General features: G+C 50.1%; 23 protein-coding genes and 5 pseudogenes. All 28 read left to right on the forward strand.

Going from position 1 to position 21,251, the window contains the following annotated elements; translation table 11 throughout:
- Positions 1–158: 158 nt before the first annotated feature.
- Positions 159–1,052 (forward strand): DUF6017 domain-containing protein, encoded by an 894-nt coding sequence (locus tag ACTNB1_RS09630; RefSeq protein WP_441136281.1) that lies wholly within the window; start codon positions 159–161, stop codon positions 1,050–1,052.
- A gap of 48 nt (positions 1,053–1,100) precedes the next feature.
- Positions 1,101–1,463, forward strand: coding sequence for a DUF7768 domain-containing protein (locus ACTNB1_RS09635; protein ID WP_015537377.1), 363 nt, complete (start codon positions 1,101–1,103; stop codon positions 1,461–1,463).
- Complete coding sequence (locus ACTNB1_RS09640; RefSeq protein WP_002576353.1) at positions 1,456–1,767, forward strand: DUF5720 family protein; 312 nt, start codon at positions 1,456–1,458, stop codon at positions 1,765–1,767. The genes ACTNB1_RS09635 and ACTNB1_RS09640 overlap by 8 nt, the downstream gene beginning before the upstream one ends.
- A 101-nt stretch (positions 1,768–1,868) precedes the next feature.
- The gene (locus ACTNB1_RS09645; protein ID WP_002576352.1) at positions 1,869–2,369 is read left to right on the forward strand and encodes a PcfB family protein; all 501 of its coding nucleotides are present in this window, start codon (positions 1,869–1,871) and stop codon (positions 2,367–2,369) included.
- Positions 2,366–2,668: pseudogene (locus ACTNB1_RS09650) on the forward strand (VirD4-like conjugal transfer protein, CD1115 family); the annotation flags it as partial. The gene ACTNB1_RS09645 and the pseudogene ACTNB1_RS09650, both read left to right, overlap by 4 nt.
- 32 nt (positions 2,669–2,700) lie before the next feature.
- Positions 2,701–4,575: a recombinase family protein gene (locus ACTNB1_RS09655; protein ID WP_022030171.1), complete on the forward strand. Its 1,875-nt coding sequence runs from the start codon at positions 2,701–2,703 to the stop codon at positions 4,573–4,575.
- A 78-nt stretch (positions 4,576–4,653) separates the two neighbouring features.
- Positions 4,654–4,848: a transposon-encoded TnpW family protein gene (locus ACTNB1_RS09660; protein ID WP_138314015.1), complete on the forward strand. Its 195-nt coding sequence runs from the start codon at positions 4,654–4,656 to the stop codon at positions 4,846–4,848.
- Between the two features lie 133 nt (positions 4,849–4,981).
- A complete protein-coding gene (locus ACTNB1_RS09665; RefSeq protein WP_022030173.1) occupies positions 4,982–5,278 on the forward strand; it encodes a hypothetical protein in 297 nt (98 codons plus the stop codon).
- A gap of 185 nt (positions 5,279–5,463) precedes the next feature.
- On the forward strand, positions 5,464–6,297 hold the full coding sequence (locus tag ACTNB1_RS09670; protein ID WP_002584969.1) for a methyltransferase domain-containing protein: 834 nt from the start codon (positions 5,464–5,466) through the stop codon (positions 6,295–6,297).
- 131 nt (positions 6,298–6,428) lie between these two features.
- Positions 6,429–6,725, forward strand: coding sequence for a DUF3847 domain-containing protein (locus tag ACTNB1_RS09675; protein WP_022030174.1), 297 nt, complete (start codon positions 6,429–6,431; stop codon positions 6,723–6,725).
- A gap of 239 nt (positions 6,726–6,964) precedes the next feature.
- Positions 6,965–8,479: a MobQ family relaxase gene (mobQ, locus tag ACTNB1_RS09680; protein WP_131743550.1), complete on the forward strand. Its 1,515-nt coding sequence runs from the start codon at positions 6,965–6,967 to the stop codon at positions 8,477–8,479.
- Positions 8,480–8,493: 14 nt separating this feature from the next.
- Positions 8,494–9,075, forward strand: a pseudogene (locus ACTNB1_RS09685) (DUF3991 domain-containing protein); the annotation flags it as partial.
- On the forward strand, positions 9,071–9,673 hold the full coding sequence (locus tag ACTNB1_RS09690; protein WP_441169115.1) for a hypothetical protein: 603 nt from the start codon (positions 9,071–9,073) through the stop codon (positions 9,671–9,673). The pseudogene ACTNB1_RS09685 and the gene ACTNB1_RS09690, both read left to right, overlap by 5 nt.
- Entirely contained in the window at positions 9,670–10,047 is a 378-nt protein-coding gene (locus tag ACTNB1_RS09695) for a TnpV protein (protein ID WP_024400482.1), read from the forward strand. The genes ACTNB1_RS09690 and ACTNB1_RS09695 overlap by 4 nt, the downstream gene beginning before the upstream one ends.
- Positions 10,048–10,061: 14 nt before the next feature.
- Positions 10,062–10,337: a DUF6809 family protein gene (locus tag ACTNB1_RS09700; RefSeq protein WP_009259727.1), complete on the forward strand. Its 276-nt coding sequence runs from the start codon at positions 10,062–10,064 to the stop codon at positions 10,335–10,337.
- Between the two features lie 2 nt (positions 10,338–10,339).
- Positions 10,340–10,627 (forward strand): hypothetical protein, encoded by a 288-nt coding sequence (locus ACTNB1_RS09705; protein ID WP_024400483.1) that lies wholly within the window; start codon positions 10,340–10,342, stop codon positions 10,625–10,627.
- A 93-nt stretch (positions 10,628–10,720) separates the two neighbouring features.
- Entirely contained in the window at positions 10,721–11,014 is a 294-nt protein-coding gene (locus ACTNB1_RS09710) for a hypothetical protein (RefSeq protein ID WP_024400484.1), read from the forward strand.
- Positions 10,992–11,282 carry a hypothetical protein gene (locus tag ACTNB1_RS09715; protein WP_024400485.1) on the forward strand — a complete coding sequence of 97 codons (291 nt, stop codon included), beginning with the start codon at positions 10,992–10,994 and terminating at the stop codon, positions 11,280–11,282. Before ACTNB1_RS09710 ends, ACTNB1_RS09715 begins: the two co-directional genes overlap by 23 nt.
- A 252-nt stretch (positions 11,283–11,534) precedes the next feature.
- Complete coding sequence (locus ACTNB1_RS09720; RefSeq protein WP_024400486.1) at positions 11,535–12,794, forward strand: DNA cytosine methyltransferase; 1,260 nt, start codon at positions 11,535–11,537, stop codon at positions 12,792–12,794.
- A gap of 12 nt (positions 12,795–12,806) precedes the next feature.
- The gene (locus ACTNB1_RS09725; protein WP_024400487.1) at positions 12,807–14,198 is read left to right on the forward strand and encodes a hypothetical protein; all 1,392 of its coding nucleotides are present in this window, start codon (positions 12,807–12,809) and stop codon (positions 14,196–14,198) included.
- Positions 14,188–14,775: a hypothetical protein gene (locus ACTNB1_RS09730; RefSeq protein ID WP_024400488.1), complete on the forward strand. Its 588-nt coding sequence runs from the start codon at positions 14,188–14,190 to the stop codon at positions 14,773–14,775. The genes ACTNB1_RS09725 and ACTNB1_RS09730 overlap by 11 nt, the downstream gene beginning before the upstream one ends.
- Before the next feature lie 92 nt (positions 14,776–14,867).
- Positions 14,868–15,185: a DUF3847 domain-containing protein gene (locus ACTNB1_RS09735; RefSeq protein ID WP_024400489.1), complete on the forward strand. Its 318-nt coding sequence runs from the start codon at positions 14,868–14,870 to the stop codon at positions 15,183–15,185.
- A gap of 280 nt (positions 15,186–15,465) precedes the next feature.
- Complete coding sequence (gene mobQ / locus ACTNB1_RS09740) at positions 15,466–17,052, forward strand: MobQ family relaxase (protein ID WP_024400490.1); 1,587 nt, start codon at positions 15,466–15,468, stop codon at positions 17,050–17,052.
- Positions 17,053–17,108: 56 nt separating this feature from the next.
- Positions 17,109–17,746 (forward strand): annotated as a pseudogene (locus ACTNB1_RS09745) (CHC2 zinc finger domain-containing protein).
- Entirely contained in the window at positions 17,670–19,016 is a 1,347-nt protein-coding gene (locus ACTNB1_RS09750; RefSeq protein WP_050571584.1) for a VapE domain-containing protein, read from the forward strand. The pseudogene ACTNB1_RS09745 and the gene ACTNB1_RS09750 overlap by 77 nt, the downstream one beginning before the upstream one ends.
- 251 nt (positions 19,017–19,267) lie before the next feature.
- On the forward strand, positions 19,268–19,447 hold the full coding sequence (locus ACTNB1_RS09755) for a transposon-encoded TnpW family protein (protein WP_024400493.1): 180 nt from the start codon (positions 19,268–19,270) through the stop codon (positions 19,445–19,447).
- Between the two features lie 42 nt (positions 19,448–19,489).
- Positions 19,490–20,803: pseudogene (locus tag ACTNB1_RS09760) on the forward strand (VirD4-like conjugal transfer protein, CD1115 family); the annotation flags it as partial.
- Between the two features lie 215 nt (positions 20,804–21,018).
- A pseudogene (locus ACTNB1_RS09765) lies at positions 21,019–21,147 on the forward strand (Maff2 family mobile element protein); the annotation flags it as partial.
- Positions 21,148–21,251: the final 104 nt, after the last annotated feature.

The raw sequence follows: 21,251 nt of genomic DNA on the forward strand, positions 1-21,251 counted from the left end.
CCCGTTTTCTCAGGAACCGGGACCATTTTCTAAGCCGAAATCGCAAAGGCCGCTGTATTGGTTCCACGCAAGAAAATATGAAAAAGTGTAACTGCCACAATTCTTTTTACAGGATTGTGGCTTTTTTCATGCCCTGAGAACAGAAAGGAGTGAAGTCAATGGCGGTCTTTCGGATTGAAAGAACCCGCGACTATACGGTAATGAGCAATCATCACCTGCGGAACCATGAATTGTCCCTGAAGGCCAAGGGGCTGCTTTCCATGATGCTGTCCCTGCCGGATGACTGGAACTATACCACCCGTGGCCTTGCGAAAATCTGCAAGGAGGGCGTGGACGCCATCGGTAATGCGCTGCGGGAGCTGGAAACCGCCGGTTACATCGTGCGCCACCAGCTGAGGGACCGGCAGGGCCGGATCAGCGATACCGAGTATGTCATTTATGAGCAGCCCCAGCCCCGGCAGCCGGAAACGCCTGGGCCGGATACGGCTGAACCGGATACGGCTTCACCAGATACGGAAAACCCGTATATGGATAAACCGGATACGGAAAAGCCCGCAGAATTAAATATAGAGAAATCAAATACCCAAAAATCAATTACTCAGGGAGCAAGTACCGATTCCATTCCCTTCCGGGAGCCAGCGGCAGCACAGCTGCCGGAACGGAAAGGAAGGGATGCGATGTCGCTCACAGAGATGGAAAGTTATCGGGATTTGATTCTGGAGAACATCGAGTATGACCACCTGTGCCGGGAGTTTACCACCTACCGGGAGGACCTGGACGAGATCGTGGAGCTGATGGTGGAGACCGTCTGCGCCAAGCGGAAAACCACCCGGATCGCTGGCAGCGACTTCCCCCATGAGGTGGTCCGCTCCCGTTTTTTGAAGCTGGATTGCTCCCACATCGAGTTTGTCATGGAATGCCTGCGGAACAATACCACCGAAATCCGCAACATGAAGCAGTATCTGCTTGCGGTGCTGTTTAATGCGCCGACCACGATCAGCAACCACTACACCGCACAAGTCAACCACGATATGTACGCAGGCGGCTGGTAAACAGCCGCTTTTCTGCTGCCCGGACACACCGGGAGAAAGGATTTTGCCATGAAACGACCCCTTGCTTACATTACGGCTCCCTGGAGCAACAGCCAGTATGAGAACGCTGAGAACGCTGCGGCCTACTGCCGTCAGGTGTACGACGCCGGGTATTCGCCCATCTGCCCGGTGCTGTTCCTGCCTACCTTCCTCAAGGACGAGATTCCCCAGGAACACAAGGACGGGCTGGATATGGCGCGGGACTACCTGCGCCGGTCCCATGTGCTGGTGGTCTGCGGCCACGGTATCGACGAGACCGTGAAGAATGACATTGCCACCGCCGAGCGCCTGCGGATCACCGCCACCACCCTGGACGGTATCCTGACCGTGAAGGGCCAGGGACGCGGGAAAGGAGGCGCACGCCATGCCTGAGCGTAAGACCGTGGGCCAGCTGATGGAGGAAATGCGCCTCAAAGCCGGGGCGCAGAACTACCACGGCCATGAGTACATGGATTTGGAGCGGTTTGCCGAGGACACCCGGCACATGATTATCTTCGATGTGTTGACCCACGATTCGCCGGTGGGCTGGAAAGGCGAACGGACCCGCCTGTTTCTGACGGAGGCCGGATACCAGAAAAGCCTGGAGAACCAGGAAAAGGGCCATATCAAGATTCTCAGCCATGCCAAAGTGCGCCAGGGCCATCTGTACTATGACCGCTCCGACCAGCTGCGCTGAAAGGAGCCTGCCATGCTGAAATACCTGCTGCGGCGGCTGGTGGTCCCGCCTTAGTATCAAGCGCCACCCCTGCAAAATCCGTGGAAAGGAGGCGATGACCTATGCAGGAGGAAGTGGAAAACAGGACTTTGACGCTGGTAGTCAGCGGAACAAAGTTTACCGGGCGGCTGTTTAAGGCTGCCATCACCAAGTACCTTGCCCACCGCAAGGAAAAGAAGCTGCAAAAGCAGAAAAGCCGGGATACCCCCGTGATTCCCCACGGCAAGCAGACGGTGAAGCAGCTGATCGGCCAGAACCAGGGCGTTTCCAACATCGAGATTACCGACCCCTCCATCAAGGAGTTTGAAAAGATCGCCCGGAAATACGGCGTGGACTATGCGGTGAAGAAGGACCGGAGCAGCTCCCCGCCCAAGTACCTGATCTTTTTCAAAGGCCGCGATGCGGATGCCCTGACCGCTGCCTTTACCGAGTACACCGGCAAGAAGGTCAGAAAGGCGCAGAAAACAGAGCGTCCGTCCGTGCTGGCAAAGCTGAGCCAGTTCAAAGAGCTGGTAAAACACGCCGTCGTGGACCGGAACAAGCGGAAGGAGCTGGAACGATGAAAAAGCAACTTGACATCAAAAAGCTCCTTTTGCTGAATATGCCGTATATCCTGATGGGGCTGTTCGCAACCAACTTCGGTGAAGGATGGCGGATGGCCGTGGGTGCGGACGCTTCGGCAAAAATGCTCTCGTTCTTCTCCACACTGCCGGTGGCGCTGGTCAGCTGGTGGCCCAGCTTTCACCCGCTGGACCTGCTGGTGGGCCTGTGCTGCGGCGCTGGCTTGCGATTGGCCGTGTATCTCAAAAGCAAGAACGCCAAGAAGTACCGGCACGGTATGGAGTATGGCAGCGCCCGCTGGAGTGCATAATTTTAAGTGTAAAGGAAGCCTATATGGACGCACAGGAGGTTATGCACATGACTGATTATAGTAAAATTACAGCCCTTTACTCCCGCCTTTCCGTGGGCGACGAGGACAGGGACGGCGGTGAGAGTAACTCGATACAGAACCAAAAAATCTTTTTGGAGAACTACGCCAGAGGGCAGCACTTAACCAATATCCGGCACTACATTGACGATGACGAAAGCGGCAGATTTTTTGACCGTTCTGCCTACTCCCGCATGATGGACGATGTAGAGAACGGGAAAATCGGTGTCTGCATTATGAAAGACCTGACACGCTGGGGGCGTGACTATCTCCAAGTCGGCAATGCGATGGAGATATTCAGACGGAACAATGTGCGCTTTATCGCAGTCAACAACGGGATAGACAGCGAAAAGCCCGATACATTGGAGTTTGCGCCCTTTATCAACATCATGTCGGAGTGGTACGCAAAGGACATCAGCAAGAAAGTAAAGACCGGCATTAAGACGAAGGGCATGAGTGGAAAGCCGATTGCCACCGAAGCCCCCTATGGCTATGTCAAATCCCCGGACAACAAGGATTTTTGGATTATCGACGAGGAAGCCGCCGGAGTTGTTCGTTTGATTTTTCGCCTGTTTCTGGACGGAAAAAACCGAAACCAAATTGCCGTATATCTCACGCAGGCGCAAATCCCAACGCCCACATTCTACATGAAAGAGCGCGGGCGGGGAACCTGTAAAAACAGGGCGCTCAATGAGGCCAACCGCTATAAGTGGAACAAAGCCACCCTGACCCATATCCTCACACGGCAGGAGTATTGCGGTGATGTTGTCAACTTCAAGACCACAAAGCACTTCCGCGACAAGCGGAACCACTATGTAGACCGGAGCCAATGGCAGATAACCGAAAATGTGCATGAGCCGATTATTGACCGCACCGACTTTGAAACCGTACAGCGGATTTTGGAAAATGCGCCCGTCAAACGCCCCAACGGGGACGGGGAAATCCACCCTTTGTCGGGCTTGCTTTTCTGTAAGGATTGCGGTGCGAAAATGCACATTCGCATAGATTATCGGAATGGCGGCAAGCGTCATGTTGCCTATTGCAGCGAGTACCACAAGGGAAAAGCCAAAAACCCCAAATGCAATTCCCCGCACATCATTGACGCGGATTTGCTCATGCAGACCATCGCGGAAGTGCTGAAGAAAATCGAGGACTATTCTATCAGCAACTGGGCGGAATTTGAAGCCTTAGTGAAAAAGAACCTTGCCATGCAGCAGACCGACAAGACCAAGAAACAGCAGAAGCGTATCCCGCAAATCACGACGCGCCTTGAACAGATTGACAAGGTGCTGAACAAGCTCTATGAGGACAACGCCCTCGGCACGATCCCGCAAGACCGCTATGAGCAAATGTCGCAGAAGTATTCAGAAGAATACTATGCGCTGAAAGCGGAGCTTGCCGAGCTGCAAGAGCAGCTATCCGCTTTTGAGAACGCGGGCGGACGGGCGCAGAAGTTTTTGAAGCTGACGGAACGCTACGCTGCCTTTACCGACCTGACCCCCGCCATTCTCAACGAGTTTATCAGCCGGATTGAAGTGCATGAGCGCGACAAGAAAAGGGCAAAACAAGCCATTCAGCACATCGGGATATATTTCAACTATATCGGCAAATTTGAGAACGAAGTGACACAGCTTACAGAGCCAACGGAGCAGGAAATCCGGCAAATGCGGGAGAAAATCGAGGAAGCCCAAAAGGAAAAGAGCCGCGCCTACCACCGGCAGTATTCAAGGGAGTACCGGGCGCGTAACCTTGAAAAGCGACGGGAGTATGACCGCATGAAAGCACGGGAATACCGGGCAAAGAAAAAGGCACAGGAAGCCGCCGCAGCACCCGCACAGTAAAACCGAATACTGACAACCAAGAGGGATTTTCCGGGCTACGGGAAATCCCTCTTTTGCACCCAGAGAAAGGAGCCGCCTATGGCAGAACAGAACGGGACACCTCAATCCCCCGACAGTGTTATCACGACACAGAGGAACGGACAGACCATCGTTGCGGAGTTGTTTTTCAACCACAGCGGCACAGAAACATTCCGCGACAAGCTGCTCAAAGTGATACTTGCCGACAGCTTGCAGGACGGTCAAGAGCCGGAAAAAACGAAAATCACGCGATAGGAACCGCCCGGACGAAGAATGGTTCGCCGGGGCGGTTTCTATTTGAAAATCCCCATTTTCCCCAAGTCAAGAGCCGGGAAAATTCCCTCAAAAATGCCCCTCTCTCCAAACGAGGGCGCAGAAAGGAGAGTTTATGCGAACAGGGCTTCCCAAGCAAAAAAAGATCACAGACATCTGGTTTGATGAGAAAGACCCGTTGATCCATATCCGTACCCACAACACCGACTTGAAGAAGCGGCTTGCCGCCTATGCCGAGCAGCACCCCGATGTGTGCCGCCAGACCGACGCAGACCCGGAAACGGGCTGCATGGAGTTTGACATTGAGAAAGGCCGCTTCTCTTTCCGTCTGACCGCCCCATACAGCGAGGAACGGCGGGAAGCGGCGCGGCGGTATGCCAGAGAGAGCAACGTCGCCGACAGGCTGAAATAGAGTTGAAATGTTCATAGTTTTGTGCTATACTTTTTCTAAAAGCAGAGTAATACTGCGGAATTGATTGGAGGACAACACAATGGTTACATTTATGAGATTAAGATAAAACCGCGAGTTATGTTGCGGTTATCCGTATTGCATAACTCGCTTATTGAAGCAGAGATGTAATTACGGAGGAAAAACAAATGAATAATAATTTATCACGCTTTGCAGACAGCAAGGTTTATTTTCAATGCCCAATTTGCACAAAATCAATGGATATACAAGGCAATAGCCTAATTTGTAGACATGGACATTGCTTTGATATTTCAAGATATGGGTATGTAAATTTGTTGTTAAAATCATCGCCCAAAACCAACTACAGCAAGCGGTCTTTTGACAACCGGCACCAAATTTTGGAGTATGGCATGTATGATGTTGTGTTGGAGAAAATCATACAGTTTATTTCTGATACGCCATCTATAAGAAACATTTTAGATGTTGGTTGCGGCGAGGGTTTCTATGCAAGGCAGATACAGCAAAGAACAGAACGAAACATCTTTGCCTTTGACTTGTCAAGGGAGGCAATACAGATTGCATCAAAAAAAGACAAGCGCAAAGCAGTGAAGTGGTTTGTTACTGACTTATCAAAAATCCCTTTGAAAGACGGAAGTATGGATTGTATTTTAGACATATTTTCGCCTGCACACTACAAAGAATTTCAGCGATTGCTATCTCCTAACGGATATGTTGTGAAAGTAATTCCTACGAAAAATCATTTGAGGGAAATCAGGACTAAAGTGCAAGCACACTTGAAAAATCCAGATTATTCAAATGAGTCTGTCGTTGAATATTTTGAGAAATATCTTAAAACCATTTCAAGAGAAACGGTTTCAGCCACCGTACAGTTGTCATCAGAACAAAGAATGTCGTTTATTGAAATGACGCCGCTTCTCTTTTGCGTTGAAAAAGATTGCGTTGATTGGCGTACTCTCACACATTTGACAATCGAAGCTGATGTTTTAATAGGAATGTATTAAAGGGCGTATTGATATTTAATATTCCCATTTATTGAGCAGAACGGAGTAAACCAAACACCCTAATCAAAAGGACAGCCGAGGAAATCGACTGTCCTTTTTCTATGCCGACAGGTAGAAAGGAGTGACCACCCATGACGAAACCGAGAGAAAAAAAACGCGAGGAATTGCAAGCCGAGATTGAGGACGGGAAGAAGAAAATCCGGCAGCTTGAAAATCGGGAAAAGGTGTTGCGGCAAAAGTTATCCCAAGAGGAACGCAGGACGCGCAGCCATCGGCTGATCGTCCGGGGTGCGGTCTTTGAGAGCATTGTGCCAGAAGCAAAGACCATGACCGACGAAGAAGCCGCCGCCTTTCTCCGGCTTGCCCTGACGAGCGAGGAAGCGCGGGGCTATCTGAAAAAACGCACCGAGGGCGGGAAAAGCGAATAATCCCTTTGGTACAAAGGGCGCACTTATACACCCTTACGGGTGCGTGCGCTCTGCCGAGGGCTTGTCGGCACAGAGAGAAAGCCGCTTGCTTCCCTCTCTGACCGACATTGGCGGCTTTGCCGCAACAAGGGGCTGCACCCCTTGCGCCGCTTACGCGGCTATCCCTGCACACCCACAAAAACAGTATACCAGCCTTTGGCGTCTGTACCATTTTTGCGGGTTTTCATTTTATCCGGGAGGTGATACCCATAGCCATCTATCATTGTAATATCAGCATTGTCAGCCGGGGCAAGGGCAAATCAGCCGTTGCCGCAGCCGCCTACCGAAGCGGCGAAAAGCTGACAAATGAGTGGGACGGAATGACACACGACTACACCCGCAAAGGCGGTGTTGTCCATACGGAAATTATGCTGCCACCCCACGCCCCGCCCTCTTTCTCTGACCGTTCAACCTTGTGGAACAGCGTGGAGCTTTACGAGAAAGCCGGGAACGCCCAGCTTGCCAGAGAGATTGACGCGGCGCTCCCCATAGAGTTATCCAGAGAGGAACAAATCCGGCTTGTCCGGGAATACTGTTCCTCTCAATTTGTTTCCAGAGGAATGTGCGTTGATTATGCCATTCACGACACCGGCAAGGGCAATCCCCATTGTCACATCATGCTTACCATGCGCCCCCTTGACGAGCGCGGCGCATGGGCGGCAAAGTCCCAAAAGGAATATGACCTTGATGAAAACGGCGAGCGTATCCGCTTGCCAAGCGGCAGATACAAGACGCACAAAGTTGACCTGACCGGCTGGAACGACAAGGGCAACGCCCTCTTGTGGCGTAAGGCATGGGCGGATATTTCAAACGCCTACCTTGAACGAGCCGGAAGCCCGGAGCGTATCGACCACCGCAGCAACGCCGAGCGCGGCATTGGCGAGATACCCACCGTCCACATGGGCGTGGCGGCTTGCCAGATGGAGAAGAAAGGTATTGCCACCGAGAAAGGCGAACTGAACCGGAATATCCAAAAGGCAAACCGCCTTATACGGGAAATCCGAGCGCAGATTGGAAAGCTCAAAGAATGGATTGCCGACCTGTTCAAAGCGTGGGAAACCGCCCCGGAACAGCCGCAACAATCCCCCGGCCTTGCAAATCTGCTGATGAAGTATTTGAGCGTTCAGAGAGAAAAGAGCCGGAAGTATTCGCAGCGTTGGCAACAACAGCACACAGCCGATGAACTGAAAACCATAGCGGCAGCGGTCAACTATCTGACCGAGCATGGTATCTCTACCCTTGATGAGCTGGACGCAGCCCTTTCCTCTGTCAGCGAACAGGCCGACACTATCCGGGCAGGAATGAAAACCGCCGAGGAACGCATGAAGAAGCTGCAAAAGCTGATTGAATACGGGAAGAACTACACCGAGTACAAGCCCGTTCACGATGAGCTGAAAAAGCTGCAAAACGGCTGGACAAACAAGCGCGACAAGTACGAGGAAGCCCACCGCGCCGAGTTGACCCTATGGAACGCAGCAAGCCGCTATCTCCATGCAAATCTGCCGAAAGGAACAAAGACCTTGCCTATTGCGGAATGGGAACAGGAATATGCCGACCTCAAAACACAGAGGGACAGCGATTATGCCAAACTGAAAGATACCCGCGCCGATGTTTCCGAACTTCAAAAAATCCGCAAATGCGTGGATATTGCACTCCGCGCCGACCAGCCGGAGCAGACACAGACCCGCACAAAGCGGCACGACATAGACCGATGAAAGGAGTGAGTTTTTTGTACTACACCCAAGAACAGATAGACCGGGCGAACCAAGCCGACCTTGTTTTGTTCCTGCAATCGCAGGGGGAACCGCTGGAACGCGCCGGACAGGAATACCGATGGAAACGGCACGACAGCTTGACCGTCCGGGGCAACAAGTGGTATCGCCACAGCCAGAGCAAGGGCGGCGGCCCCATTGATTTTGTCATGGAGTTTTTTGGCAAGAGTTTTACCGAAGCCGTTGAACTTCTCACAGGAGAAAAGGGAGCCGCACCGCCGCCGGATAGACCAAGCTCCGCGCCCCTCTCCGACTTCCGGCTACCGCCCCGCAGCCCCGACAACCGAACAGCGAGGAACTACCTCACAGCCGCCCGCCGCATTGATGAAGATGTGACGGGCTTTTTCTTTGCCAGCGGCGATATTTACGAGGACGCAGCCCACCACAACGCCGTATTTGTGGGGCGGGACGAGGACGGAATACCGCGCTACGCCCACAGCAAGGGAACGGCGGGAAACTTCCGCCTTGATGTGAAAGGCAGCGACAAAGCCTTTAACTTCTGCTACCGGGGCGAGGGCGAAAGAGTGTTTGTCTTTGAGCAAACTGCGGGAGCGAAACCAGAAGTACCGCCAGAAGGTTCGGGAAGCCAGAGAAGCTGACCCGGAATATCTCCGGCAGTTGGGTGAAAAAGAGCGTATCCGTCAGGAAAAGCTGCTGGAAGCCGAGCGTAAGCGTATAGAACGAGCTACCCGGAAAAAGAAACTGTCACGAGCAGAACTGAAAGAAAAAGCCAAAACTGACCCGGAAGCCGCCGAGCAATGGGCGGCAATGAAAGCCAAAGAAGCCGAAGCCAGACAGCGCAAAAAGGAGCGTGAAGAAGCCCGGATAGCGTCAGACCCGGAGTATGCGGCTATGATGGCAGAGCGTAAGGCTGAATATACCCGCACACGGACAGCCAAACGCAAGGCTGAACACGATGCACTGGTTGAGCTTGCCAGGACTGACCCGGAAGCTGCCCGGCAGCTGGCTGAAAAGCGGAAATACCAAAGCGAAGCAACCACAAAATCCCGTCAAAAAATGAAGGCGGCGGCAGAAGCCGGTGATCCTGATGGCATCAGGCGTTATGAAGCCTACCTTGCCAAACGCAGGGAGGATTATCATAAAAAGAACCAAAGTAAGGAGGAAATTTCAGCATGAAAGAGTTAAAACCGAGAATCCACGAAAACGGCATGAACTATGTGCTGGTGGGCGATTACTATGTGCCGGATTTGAAGCTGCCGGAGGAACACCGCCCCATTGGTCACTGGGGACGGCTGCACCAATCCTATCTGAAACAGTTTCGCCCGATGGTTTACAGTGACCTGCTTTTGTCCGGCAAGCTCCACACGGTCCTTGCCGATCTGAACGAACAGGCAGCTGACAGGCTAAACCTGATTATCCGTCAGATGGCAGAATCCGAGGGCGTGACCGAAGCTATGAAAGCTGAAAATCAGATGTTGTGGGTGCAGTCCATGAACTCCATCCGCAGCCGGGCTGAGGAAATCATCAAGGCAGAGTTAATCTACTGCTGAAGGGAGGTGGTGTCATGATTTTGGAAGAAATGTACAGCGGGAGGTTTTATCCATGTGAAACGGTTGTCCCTACATCGGAAGTATACCGCAAGGCGGTCAAAGCCTGTGAGAAACTGATGGAGCAGCTGTCCCAGCGGCTCAGCAAAGAGGACTATGAGCTGGTGAAAGAACTCCGGGCGCAGACAGCAATCGCCCAATGTGAAGAAAGCGAAAGCCACTTCAAATACGGCTTTTCCGCTGGGCTGATTGTTCAGCATGAAGCCTATGAACAGGTCAATGGGGAGAAATAGCCATGTTTCTGATAAAGCTGTTGGCATTGCCGCTAATAATAGCTGTGACCCTGATTCAATGGGTGGCAATCTTTCTGACTTCCTTTTCTGCTATCCTTTTTGACCTGCTGGCAGGAATAATCTTCATGATTACACTTGCCGGGCTGATGTTTGGAGTGTGTACCGGCATGGAAGCATTGAAAATGCTGGCAGTCAGCTTTGCAATCTTCATCATCCCCCAGATAGCGGAATGGCTGATTGAAAGAATTGTAGACATAAACTACGGACTGCGTGATTTTATCAAGTCCTGACCCGACAATTTCATATCGTTCACAAAGCGACAGGTATTCCTATGGGAACTATCTGCCGCTTTTATTTTTATCAACTTCAAGGAGGACTATTTTATGAAAATGAGCATTGGTGAAAAGAAAATCCTGTTTGTCTTTGGCTGCCCCAACCGTGAAGCAACGATGGATCGTCTGTATCAGGTGGCAGACCTGATTCCCGACCCTGCCGGAAAGAAAGTCGTGGAAGCTCTGGCTGACAAGCTGGACAGCGAGGGCGTAGAAAAGTGGTATCGCTGCTTCTTCTACAATATGAAGCTGGAGATGGAAGCCTATTACCGGCACAAGGCTATTTTGAATCGCATCGTGGGCGGCAGCATGGAGGTTGACAATGACGAGATTGACGAAGATTGAGAAAGAAACCATCATCCTGTTCAACGAGGGAGAAAGCACTGCCAGCATCTACACCTACAATGTCGGGCTGAAAAAACGGCTGGCAGCGTTCAGCAAAAAGTATCCTGATCTGTGCTGTTTGGAAAAGCCGGAGCATCTGGGCGGCGTGTCCTATCTGATCGACAAGTCCCGGCTGTCCATCCGCTTGCAGCCGCCATACAGCGAGGAGCGCAGGCAGAAAGCCAGTCAGTACGCCCGGCAAAATGGTTTCAACGGCAAGACAAAGTAATGCATCGATAAGGGGCGATTTGCGGTCAGAATGTCGGGTCTGCATCCGATGTTCTGACCGCAATATATGTGGGGGTAATGCCAGTAAAGCGATTTGAACTTCTTGTTCCAAAACGCTTGTTCGATTTGCGTATATTGAAAATGTGTCCATATAAGTCCATCGTTGTCCGCTGTTTTCCCTCATTTTATTGACATTCGGGGGTTCGTATATTAGAATATATAATAGCGAAAAACAGAGTGGAGGAATTAACCTATGGATACGGAACTGTTAACTGTTTCTCAAACAGCTCAATATCTACAGCTTTCTGAAAAAACTATACGACGAATGATTGGAAATGGTAGTTTGCCAGCTTCAAAACTTGGCAATCGTACTTGGCGGATTCGTGCGTGTGATGTTGATGAATATGTGTCTAACTCTTGTCAAAACAAACCCGCATACAGCATAACAAATCTTCCAGAACTGGAACTGGAAACCCCGGAGCATCCTCGCCTGATCTCCCTGTTTTCAGGTTGTGGTGGAATGGATTTAGGGTTCAAAAAAGCAGGATTTGACATTGTGTTTGCAAATGACTTTGATGCAGATGCTCAAGCAATATACTCGCTCAACTTAGGCGAAATAGATAAGCGTGATATATTATCGGTTGGTGAAGATGAAATTCCAGATGGAGATATTTTAACCGCTGGTTTTCCGTGCCAGCCTTTTTCTAATGCAGGTAATCGGAAAGGTGTCCACGACTCTCGTGGTATGCTATACAAAGAGTGTCTGCGTATAATTCAAAAAAAGATGCCGAAAGTAATTGTCTTTGAAAATGTTAAAGGTTTGCTTTCGACAAAGTATATTGATGGACGCAATTTAGCAGAAGTCATTGTTGAAGATTTGTCTACCATGAATGGCGTGGGATATAATGTCGTGCATCAGCTTGTAAATGCATCGGATTATGGTGTCCCTCAAAACCGTCAACGAGTTTTGTTTGTGGGTGTCCGCAAAGACTTGGGCATTACCTTTGAATTTCCCAAAAAGCAAACTAAAGAAAATCTGACGCTGCGTCACATTTTAGATGTGCCGCCGGAAGTAGCCAACAATGTGGATTGGGCACTTTCGCCGCAAGCACTGGACATGATTAGATTTATTCCCGAAGGTGGCTCGTGGAAAGATGTTCCATATGAACATTTAGCTCCTCGTTTCCAAAGAATCCGAGATAACATGAAAAAGTACCATTCGCCCAACTTTTACCGTCGTTTTTCAAGAGATGAGATTTGTGGAACTATGACAGCATCTGCTCAGCCAGAGAACTGTGGCATTATACATCCTACTGAAAACAGAAGGTTTACTGTACGAGAAGTTGCCCGCATTCAGACTTTCCCCGATGATTTTAACTTCTTAACAGATACAGCACGAAACATTACAGCAATGTATAAAGTCATAGGAAATGCTGTGCCGGTTATGTTGGCATACAATATCGCTTCGGCAATAATGGAGCAAGTATTTAAGAAAAACACAAGTGAAAAGTAAGGGGATAAGAGAATGGATACAGATAAAGCATATCTATTGGGGTTAATCATAGGTGGAGGTGTATTTGGAAACGCAGAAGATGTTTTCAGCATTCGCCTGCCATATAAAAAATGGGGTTCATATCTTGAAAATCCACAGCGTGCTGGAGAAATTGCAGGAGATATTCTACGCAAAGTAGGGCAAATGTTTCGGGCTGTCTATGACCTTTCTGTTCAATATGAAACCACTCCCGGAGGGACTTGGACAATTCTTTGCGAAGGCGATACAACAGCGGTAAAAAATGACCTTATGCATTATGGCATTGTGTGTGAAGGCGAGCTTCGTGGAAGTGCCGATATAAGCCAGGTTGTATTAGAATTAGTTGATGATAATCTTAAACGCCGCTTTATTGCTGGATTAGCTGATACAATCGGAAGTATGGCAAAATCACAGCGCCGTTTTACCGATGAGCATCAAATTATTTCTTTTGAAATCAAGGGCTACAACTTTAAGTTCGTATGTGATTTGTGTCGACTGTTGTACAGCATAAATTGTATTCCCGATCAGGTAAACTGGAATCATCCAAATATCCATTGCACAAACGATTCATACTACGCTCAATGGAACAAAGGCTTTAAGCTGCGAATTTTATTGGATCAATATGCTCAGTTTGGTGCATTTGCGTTTAGAACTAAAGCAGAAACATCAAATGAAAATCGTAGATTACAAAGGGAAACTCATGCTGCGGAAAGATGTGAAACGAGGGATATGCATTTCACTCCGTCCACAGTGCATCCAGCTGAAAATGATACTCGTTTGCCAGAACTGATTAGAGGTGGGCATTACATTCATTTCAGACATTTTTGTACGGTAATGGGCTGTGAACACGCTCCATACTGTAAAATCAGGGAACAGTTTGAGCATATTGGGGAACTGATTAACCCATTCCCGATTTTGCATAAGGATAGCTACATTCAGATTGAGGAGATTATTCAAGCAGATCCCCTACTGTCGGGACGGGAATACACTTCTCTTAATGTAAATATTGGAACCCTGATAGACCAGTACAAGGAAGATAAAACAGCTTTGTTATACGGCACTACTGCGAATACTGGTTATCCAATAGCCGAAATTCTCCAAGCGGTTGCCTATGTCATTGCAAACGATGACGAACTCTCTGGCAAGCGTCCAAAAGGATATTTTCAAATTGTTGAACGCCATTCACATGATGACGCAGATTTATCGGTTGAAATAAGAAAGCCTGATCTTCTCACACCATTGGTTATTGTGGGAAACGGTCGTGGTGCTTTAATTGGTGCTCGGAATCCTAATGTTTACAAACGCTTGGTAACAAATTCGCCGGACAATGAATATAAATTGCTCGTTCGTCAAATTACTGAGGAGGACTTACGAGATGCCCGGTAAACGCAGCCGAAATGAAGTTTCGTATTATCCAGAAATCCAAACTTTTATAGAAGCTCAGCTTAAAAGTAATTTCAGAGCGAAACGCCACAAAGAACTCAGTGTTTTTTGGGGTATCGGCGAACTGAAAACCAATTTGCAAAGAATTATTTCCGAACATCCAGATAAATGTACCTGCGTTAAAAATTTTGCGAATCGAGTGCCCCCGCTAAACCTTGATATTTTTGCTTTGATCACTGATGGAACGCAATTTGAGATTTTAATTCTTGAAGTCAAGCTGATGAACAGTGCAGGGCTTAAAGAATGGTCACAACTTGTTGGATACTGCTTGGTTTCAGGCGCAAAATATGGTTTGCTGGTTAATATTGATAATGGGGCAAGTCCACGCTTAGCGCATATTCTTTCTACTGAAACCCATATTTCTGATATTCAGACCATAGTTGACGGAGAGAGTCATGAACATTGTCTTGGATTTATGCAGTGGGATAGTCTAACGCAGAATTTTGAATATAGTAATCTGGGGCTAATCAAGTCATTGTCCGAGTTAAGCAATCATTTAGCGGATGAATTTTCATCTTAAAAACACAAAAATAGTGACCAAGCCAAAGGCGATCAACCGTAAAAAGTTGGTCGCTTTTGTTTTGCCCATTATTCAGAAAGGAGCCTGATCCCATGAATGAAAAACTGGAAAAGCTGAACCGTCAGAAAACCGCAGCCGAGAAAAAGCTGATTGCCGCCCAGCACAGAGAAAAGCAGCTGGAGCATGAGCGGAAACGCCTGACACGGAGCGAGAGAACCCACCGACTTTGCACTCGTGCTGGGATGCTGGAGAAGTTTCTGCGTGAGCCTACCCTGCTGACCGATGACGATGTGATGGAGTTGCTGACCTTCCTCTTTCACGGTGAAGCCGCCCAAAAAAAGCTGGACACGCTGATTGATGAGCGGAGGAAAACGCTGACAACGGACGGCAGCGAGAACCCCTTGTTTTAACAAGGGCGCAATTATACACCGCCTAAAGGTGGTGCATTGCGTTCTGCCGAAAGCCCCTTGCAGGGAACTGATGATTTCCGCACAGGATAAATCCTCTGCTCCAATCATCCAGTGGAAGCTGCACTTCCCCTGCGCTGGCTAAAGCCAGCTACCCCTTTGCACCCTGCTGTCCAAAAATCCCTGCCGGGCAGGAAATTCTGAACAACAGGAATAGACCCCGATGACCTGACCGCTTGCAGCTTTGCAGACGGTCTTTTGTTTTGCCAAAGGAGATGATGAAGTGGCAAACCCTCATTTTGAAATCAAAATCACGAAGCGGAGCAAACGGCAGTCAGCTGTTGCCGGAGCTGCCTACCAGAGCGGCGAGAATCTGTTTTCCGAGTATGACCAGAAGCACAAAGACTACCGAAAAAAGGAAGGTGTGGTCTACACGGAAATCATGCTGCCGCCCCATGCCCCGCCAGAATACGCCGACCGGGAACAGCTCTGGAACGCAGTAGAAGCCGTTGAAAACCAGTGGAACTCTCAGCTTGCCAGACGGTTTGTGCTGGCACTGCCCAGAGAAGTACCGGAGGAATTGTATCCGCAGATGGTGCAGGACTACTGCAATCAGTTTTTTGTTTGCAAAGGCATGATTGTTGATTTTGCCATCCATGACCCCAAGCCACCGGGACACAATCCCCATTGTCATGTGATGCTGACCATGCGGGCAATGGACGAGCGTGGAAAATGGCTTCCCAAAGCCAGAAAGGTTTATGACCTTGACGAGAATGGCGAGCGTATCCGACTTCCATCCGGGAACTGGAAAAGCCATAAGGAGGACACTGTTGACTGGAACGAGCAGTATCATGGGCAGGAGTGGCGCACCGGCTGGGAAACGGTGCAGAACCGTTATCTGGAAATGGTGAACAGCCCAGTCCGTGTCGATCTCCGTTCTTATGAAAAACAGGGGCTGGACATCATCCCCACCGTCCACATGGGAGCTGCTGTCACCCAGATGGAACGCCGTGGCATCCAGACCAATATCGGCAATCTGAACCGGGACATCAAAGCCGCTAATCGCATGATGACCGTGATCCGCAACACCATTCAGAATCTGCGTGAATGGATCAGCGATATTCTGGAAGCCCGGAAAGAGCTGCTGGCAGAGAACAAGCCGGAAACTGCATCCCCTGACCTTATCAATCTTCTGCGGGATTATCTCAATCTGCGAAAAGCAGAACGCCGGGACTGGTCAAGATACGGTCAGCAAAAAGGTGCAACGAAAGATTTACAGTCCTTTGTCAACGCCACCAATTATCTGAAAGACCATCAGATTTTTACACTGGAGCAGCTGGACAGTGTGCTGGAGAAAGTGAAGCAGAAATCCGGCAGCATCAGCACCGGCATGAGGAAAGCCGAGAGCCGCATGAAAGTGATTACCGGCATCCAGAACGCCGTTGCAGATTGTCAGCAGCATAAAGCTGTCCATGACAAGTATGTGCGAATCGGCTGGAAAACGGTGCAGTCCGTTTATGCGGAAAGCCACCGGGACGAACTGGACACATACAACAAGGCGTACCGTTTTTTGAAAAAGCATGGTGTTGACCTGAATGTTGATCTGGAAGCCCTGCAAGCGGAGTATGAACAGCTGCAAACTTCTCACGCAGAATATACCGGGCAGCTGGCGGCAGTGCAGGAGGAATTGAAGCCGCTGAAAGAAATCCGTTACTGGGTCAGCAAGGTACTTGACCCGGAACAGGCAGAGGTCAAAAAGAAGCCGGAGCCGAAGCACTCTGTCACCGAACAGATTCAGGATTATCGGGAAGAATCCAGAAAAAAGGACGAGCAGCACCGGCAGGAGAAAAAACAGAATATGGAACTGTAAGGCGTCTGATTTTCAAAAGAAATCGGGTGCCTTTTGTTTTGTCAGGAGGTGCAATTTTGAATGTATTTGAAGCGGTCAAACAGAATGTAACCACCAGACAGGCAGCGGAGCTGTACGGCATCCCTGTCAGCAGAAACGGCATGGCGGTCTGCCCTTTTCACAATGACAAAAATCCCAGCATGAAACTGGACAGGCGTTTTCACTGCTTTGGCTGTCAGGCTGATGGGGATGCAGTGGATTTTGTTTCCCGGCTGTTTGAGCTGCCCAGCAAGGATGCCGCCATGAAGCTGGCTGATGATTTGGGGATTGTCTATGACAACAGGCAGAAGCCGACCGTCAAACCCCATATCCGGGAACCTACCCCGGAGCAGAAATACAGGCAGGAAGAAATGCACTGCTACAAAGTCTTATGCGAATACTTCCACCTTCTCCAGAAATGGGAACAGCAGTATGCCCCGCAAACGCCGGAGGATGACCTGCATCCGCTCTTTGTGGAAGCCCTGCAAAGGAAATCCTACACAGAGTATCTGCTGGACAGTTTTTGGACGGATCGCCGGAAGAACGCTGGGAGCTTGTAGCACAGCAAGGAAAAGAGGTGATGAAACTTGAGCAGCGAATTGCAGAATGGGCAGCAGCCGGAACTCTGCACCGTGGAACAGGTCAGAAGCAGCCTGGAACAGACCGAGAAAGGTAAGGTATCCAATGCCGCAGCCAACTATAAACGGGTGTTTCAGCTTGACCCTCTGCTGAAAGGAGCGATCCGAAAAAATCTGCTGACAGAACGAGTGGATATTGTGAAGCCCCTCGGCTGGTATCGGGACAGCCCGACCCTGACCGATGTGGACATCAAATATCTGCTCTTATATTTTGAGGAAAACTATGGGCTGACCATCGAGAAAAAGATACAGGACGCTGTGATGGTGATTGCTAACGAAAACCGCTATCACCCTGTTCGGGATTTTCTCAATGCCTTGCAGTGGGACGGTATAGAACGCATCCGCTATTGTCTGCATCGTTTTCTGGGAGCTGATGCCGATGATTATACCTGTGAAGCCATGCGGCTGTTTCTGCTGGGAGCAATCTCACGGGCGTTCCGTCCCGGCTGTAAATTTGAAATCATGCTCTGTCTGGTGGGCGGTCAGGGAGCCGGAAAGTCCTCGTTTTTTCGGCTGCTGGCAGTTCAGGATGACTGGTTTTCCGATGACCTGAAAAAGCTGGATGATGAAAATGTGTACCGCAAGATGCAGGGACACTGGCTGATTGAGATGTCGGAGATGATTGCCACCGCCAATGCCAAGAGCATTGAGGAAATCAAATCCTTTCTCAGTCGCCAGAAGGAAACCTATAAAGTGCCATACGAAACCCACCCGGCTGACCGAAAACGGCAGTGTGTGTTCTGCGGCACTTCCAATACGCTGGATTTTCTGCCCCTTGACCGCACCGGCAACCGCCGTTTTGTGCCAGTCATGGTACATCCAGAGCTGGCAGAAATTCACATTCTGGACGATGAACCGGCAGCAAGAGCCTATCTCATACAGGTCTGGGCAGAAGCGATGGAGATTTACCGCAGCGGAAACTTCAAACTCCGGTTCAGCCCGGCAATGAACGAGTATCTGAAAGTCCACCAGCGTGACTTTATGCCGGAGGACACCAAAGCCGGACAGATCATCGAGTATCTGGAAAAGTGTTCGGATAACATGGTCTGCTCCAAACAGCTGTTCCGGGAAGCCCTGGGACACAGTTTTGACGAGCCGAAGCAATGGGAAATCCGGGAGATCAACGACATTATGAACAACAGCGTGACCGGCTGGAGGGCGTTTTCCAATCCCCGGTACTTCCGCAGCCCCTATGGGCGGCAGAAAGGCTGGGAGCGCATCCAGCCCGACAACGGAGGTGGAGATTTTCAGGAATTGACGCCGGAGGAAGTGGAGCAGCTGGAACTTCCCCCAGAGTGGCTAAAGTAAAAAATCAGTGCCGGTTGCCGTTTTGTTGTCGAGCCGGTTGTCGGTCTGGTTGTCGGGCGAAAGTCTGAAAACCCCTGATTTGATGGGCATTTTCTCTCTCCTGACAACCATGACAACCGACTTTTATAAAAAAAGAAGAAAAAGAAAATAGAGCATCTGCCCGACAGAGTTTTAAGGTTTTCTGATGTCCGTTGTCAGGACTTCGTTGTCAGCCTTTCCTTTGTCGGGCTTTTTTACAGGAGGTGTCGCACATGGAACAGGTAGCAGCCAAAACGAAAGCAGGACAGGCAAGTCCGGCAGGAACATTCAGCATGAAGCTGGGCAAGACCACCTATGTGGTGGGCGTTCATTTCAGCCAGACCGCAAAGGACACGCTGGAGGACAAAATGAAGCGGCTGATGAAGGACGATGTGAAATCATCGAATTTTTGATGCAAAACTCGGTGAGATATTCCCTTTATTTATCTTGACAAAACACTCCCGAAAGGCACCATCCTGGTGGAGTGCGGCAAAATGCTTCAGCGCGGCACACCCAAGCTTGGCAAGGACGGCAAGCCCATGAAGGATAAGCACGGCAAGGTCATCTATGAGCCTTATCGGATCAAGGTCCTCAATACCATCAACTTCAAGAAGTCCATGCACTATAACCCCTTTGCCTACATTCACTCAGAGAAGGACATCTTGAAGCTGGTCACGACGCTGATTGCCAACACCAAGGGCGAGGGCAAGGCCGGGGACGATTTCTGGGTCAAGGCGGAAACACTTTTGTATTGCGCCCTGATTGGATACATCCACTATGAGGCCCCGGTGGAGGAGCAGAATTTCTCCACTCTTATTGAGATGATAAACAGTATGGAAGTTCGGGAGGACGACGAGGAATACAAAAACGCCGTTGACCTGATGTTCGACGAGTTGGAATCCCGTGATTCTCGCCACTTCGCCGTCCGCCAGTATAAAAAATATAAGCTGGCAGCGGGCAAAACCGCAAAATCCATTCTGATTTCCTGCGGTGCGCGCCTTGCCGTATTCGACATTGCGGAACTGCGGGAGGTCACTTCCTACGACGAGCTGGAGCTGGACACCCTGGGAGATCGGAAAACCGCTCTGTTCCTCATTATGAGCGACACGGACGATAGCTTTAACTTCCTGATCTCCATGTGCTACACCCAGCTGTTCAACCTTTTGTGTGAAAAAGCCGACGATGTGTACGGCGGGCGGTTGCCGGTCCATGTGCGCTGCCTCATTGACGAGTGTGCCAACATCGGCCAGATTCCCAAGCTGGAAAAACTGGTCGCCACCATCCGCAGCCGTGAGATCTCCGCCTGTCTGGTATTGCAGGCGCAGTCCCAGCTGAAAGCCATCTATAAGGACAACGCCGATACCATCATCGGCAACATGGATACCTCCATCTTCCTGGGCGGCAAGGAACCGACTACCCTCAAGGAGCTGGCCGCCGTGCTGGGCAAGGAAACCATCGACACCTACAACACCGGCGAGAACCGTGGGCGGGAAACCTCCCACTCTCTCAACTACCAGAAGCTCGGCAAAGAGCTTATGAGCCAGGATGAACTGGCCGTTATGGACGGCGGCAAGTGCATCCTCCAACTGCGCGGTGTGCGGCCTTTCCTCTCGGACAAGTACGACATCACCAAGCACCCCAATTACCCGTACACCGCCGACGCGGACCCCAAGAACGCCTTTGACATCGAGGCGTTCCTGTCCACCCGGCTCAAGCTCAAGCCCAACGAGGTCTACGATGTGTATGAAGTAGACGCAGAGGGCGCGTAAATCTGTTCCGCTGTGAAAGGAGTGATCTTATCTACCCGCCTCAACCGCCCCGGATGGGGCCATCGGCGTACAAAGCGGACAATCACCAAAAAATAATGAAAAAAGGAGGACAGCCGGAATCAGGCCCCGGAAACCGGGTGCCGATTGTTCCGGCTTTTGTATGCCTATGAATGACTAAATCAAACTTTTCAAATGATTCCGGCTAACTATAATTTATGGCATTTTTCAATCAGGCTATCACCGTTCTTCAGACCCTCGTTATCGCTCTGGGCGCTGGTCTCGGCATCTGGGGTGTCATCAACCTGCTGGAAGGTTACGGCAACGACAACCCCGGTGCGAATGCTCATGTACGGTAAAGTATCACAAGAAAATTATGTCGAATTGACAGCCGCCTCCGCTATACCGAATAAGGAAATAAAGAGTCCTCAAATTTTGCGCTACTAAATGA

The organism is Flavonifractor sp. HCP28S3_F3 (genome assembly GCF_052065355.1).
Classification (GTDB): domain Bacteria; phylum Bacillota; class Clostridia; order Oscillospirales; family Oscillospiraceae; genus Flavonifractor.

Excerpts from the sequence above, each read along its gene's own strand:
- ACTNB1_RS09665 (WP_022030173.1), top strand. The coding sequence starts at position 4,982 with ATGCGAACAGGGCTTCCCAAGCAAAAAAAGATCACAGACATCTGGTTT.
- ACTNB1_RS09675 (WP_022030174.1), top strand. The coding sequence starts at position 6,429 with ATGACGAAACCGAGAGAAAAAAAACGCGAGGAATTGCAAGCCGAGATT.
- ACTNB1_RS09695 (WP_024400482.1), top strand. The coding sequence starts at position 9,670 with ATGAAAGAGTTAAAACCGAGAATCCACGAAAACGGCATGAACTATGTG.
- ACTNB1_RS09645 (WP_002576352.1), top strand. The coding sequence starts at position 1,869 with ATGCAGGAGGAAGTGGAAAACAGGACTTTGACGCTGGTAGTCAGCGGA.
- ACTNB1_RS09710 (WP_024400484.1), top strand. The coding sequence starts at position 10,721 with ATGAAAATGAGCATTGGTGAAAAGAAAATCCTGTTTGTCTTTGGCTGC.
- ACTNB1_RS09705 (WP_024400483.1), top strand. The coding sequence starts at position 10,340 with ATGTTTCTGATAAAGCTGTTGGCATTGCCGCTAATAATAGCTGTGACC.
- ACTNB1_RS09635 (WP_015537377.1), top strand. The coding sequence starts at position 1,101 with ATGAAACGACCCCTTGCTTACATTACGGCTCCCTGGAGCAACAGCCAG.
- ACTNB1_RS09660 (WP_138314015.1), top strand. The coding sequence starts at position 4,654 with ATGGCAGAACAGAACGGGACACCTCAATCCCCCGACAGTGTTATCACG.
- ACTNB1_RS09630 (WP_441136281.1), top strand. The coding sequence starts at position 159 with ATGGCGGTCTTTCGGATTGAAAGAACCCGCGACTATACGGTAATGAGC.
- ACTNB1_RS09640 (WP_002576353.1), top strand. The coding sequence starts at position 1,456 with ATGCCTGAGCGTAAGACCGTGGGCCAGCTGATGGAGGAAATGCGCCTC.
- ACTNB1_RS09655 (WP_022030171.1), top strand. The coding sequence starts at position 2,701 with ATGGACGCACAGGAGGTTATGCACATGACTGATTATAGTAAAATTACA.
- ACTNB1_RS09755 (WP_024400493.1), top strand. The coding sequence starts at position 19,268 with ATGGAACAGGTAGCAGCCAAAACGAAAGCAGGACAGGCAAGTCCGGCA.
- ACTNB1_RS09670 (WP_002584969.1), top strand. The coding sequence starts at position 5,464 with ATGAATAATAATTTATCACGCTTTGCAGACAGCAAGGTTTATTTTCAA.
- ACTNB1_RS09730 (WP_024400488.1), top strand. The coding sequence starts at position 14,188 with ATGCCCGGTAAACGCAGCCGAAATGAAGTTTCGTATTATCCAGAAATC.
- ACTNB1_RS09725 (WP_024400487.1), top strand. The coding sequence starts at position 12,807 with ATGGATACAGATAAAGCATATCTATTGGGGTTAATCATAGGTGGAGGT.
- ACTNB1_RS09735 (WP_024400489.1), top strand. The coding sequence starts at position 14,868 with ATGAATGAAAAACTGGAAAAGCTGAACCGTCAGAAAACCGCAGCCGAG.
- ACTNB1_RS09700 (WP_009259727.1), top strand. The coding sequence starts at position 10,062 with ATGATTTTGGAAGAAATGTACAGCGGGAGGTTTTATCCATGTGAAACG.
- ACTNB1_RS09715 (WP_024400485.1), top strand. The coding sequence starts at position 10,992 with ATGACGAGATTGACGAAGATTGAGAAAGAAACCATCATCCTGTTCAAC.
- ACTNB1_RS09720 (WP_024400486.1), top strand. The coding sequence starts at position 11,535 with ATGGATACGGAACTGTTAACTGTTTCTCAAACAGCTCAATATCTACAG.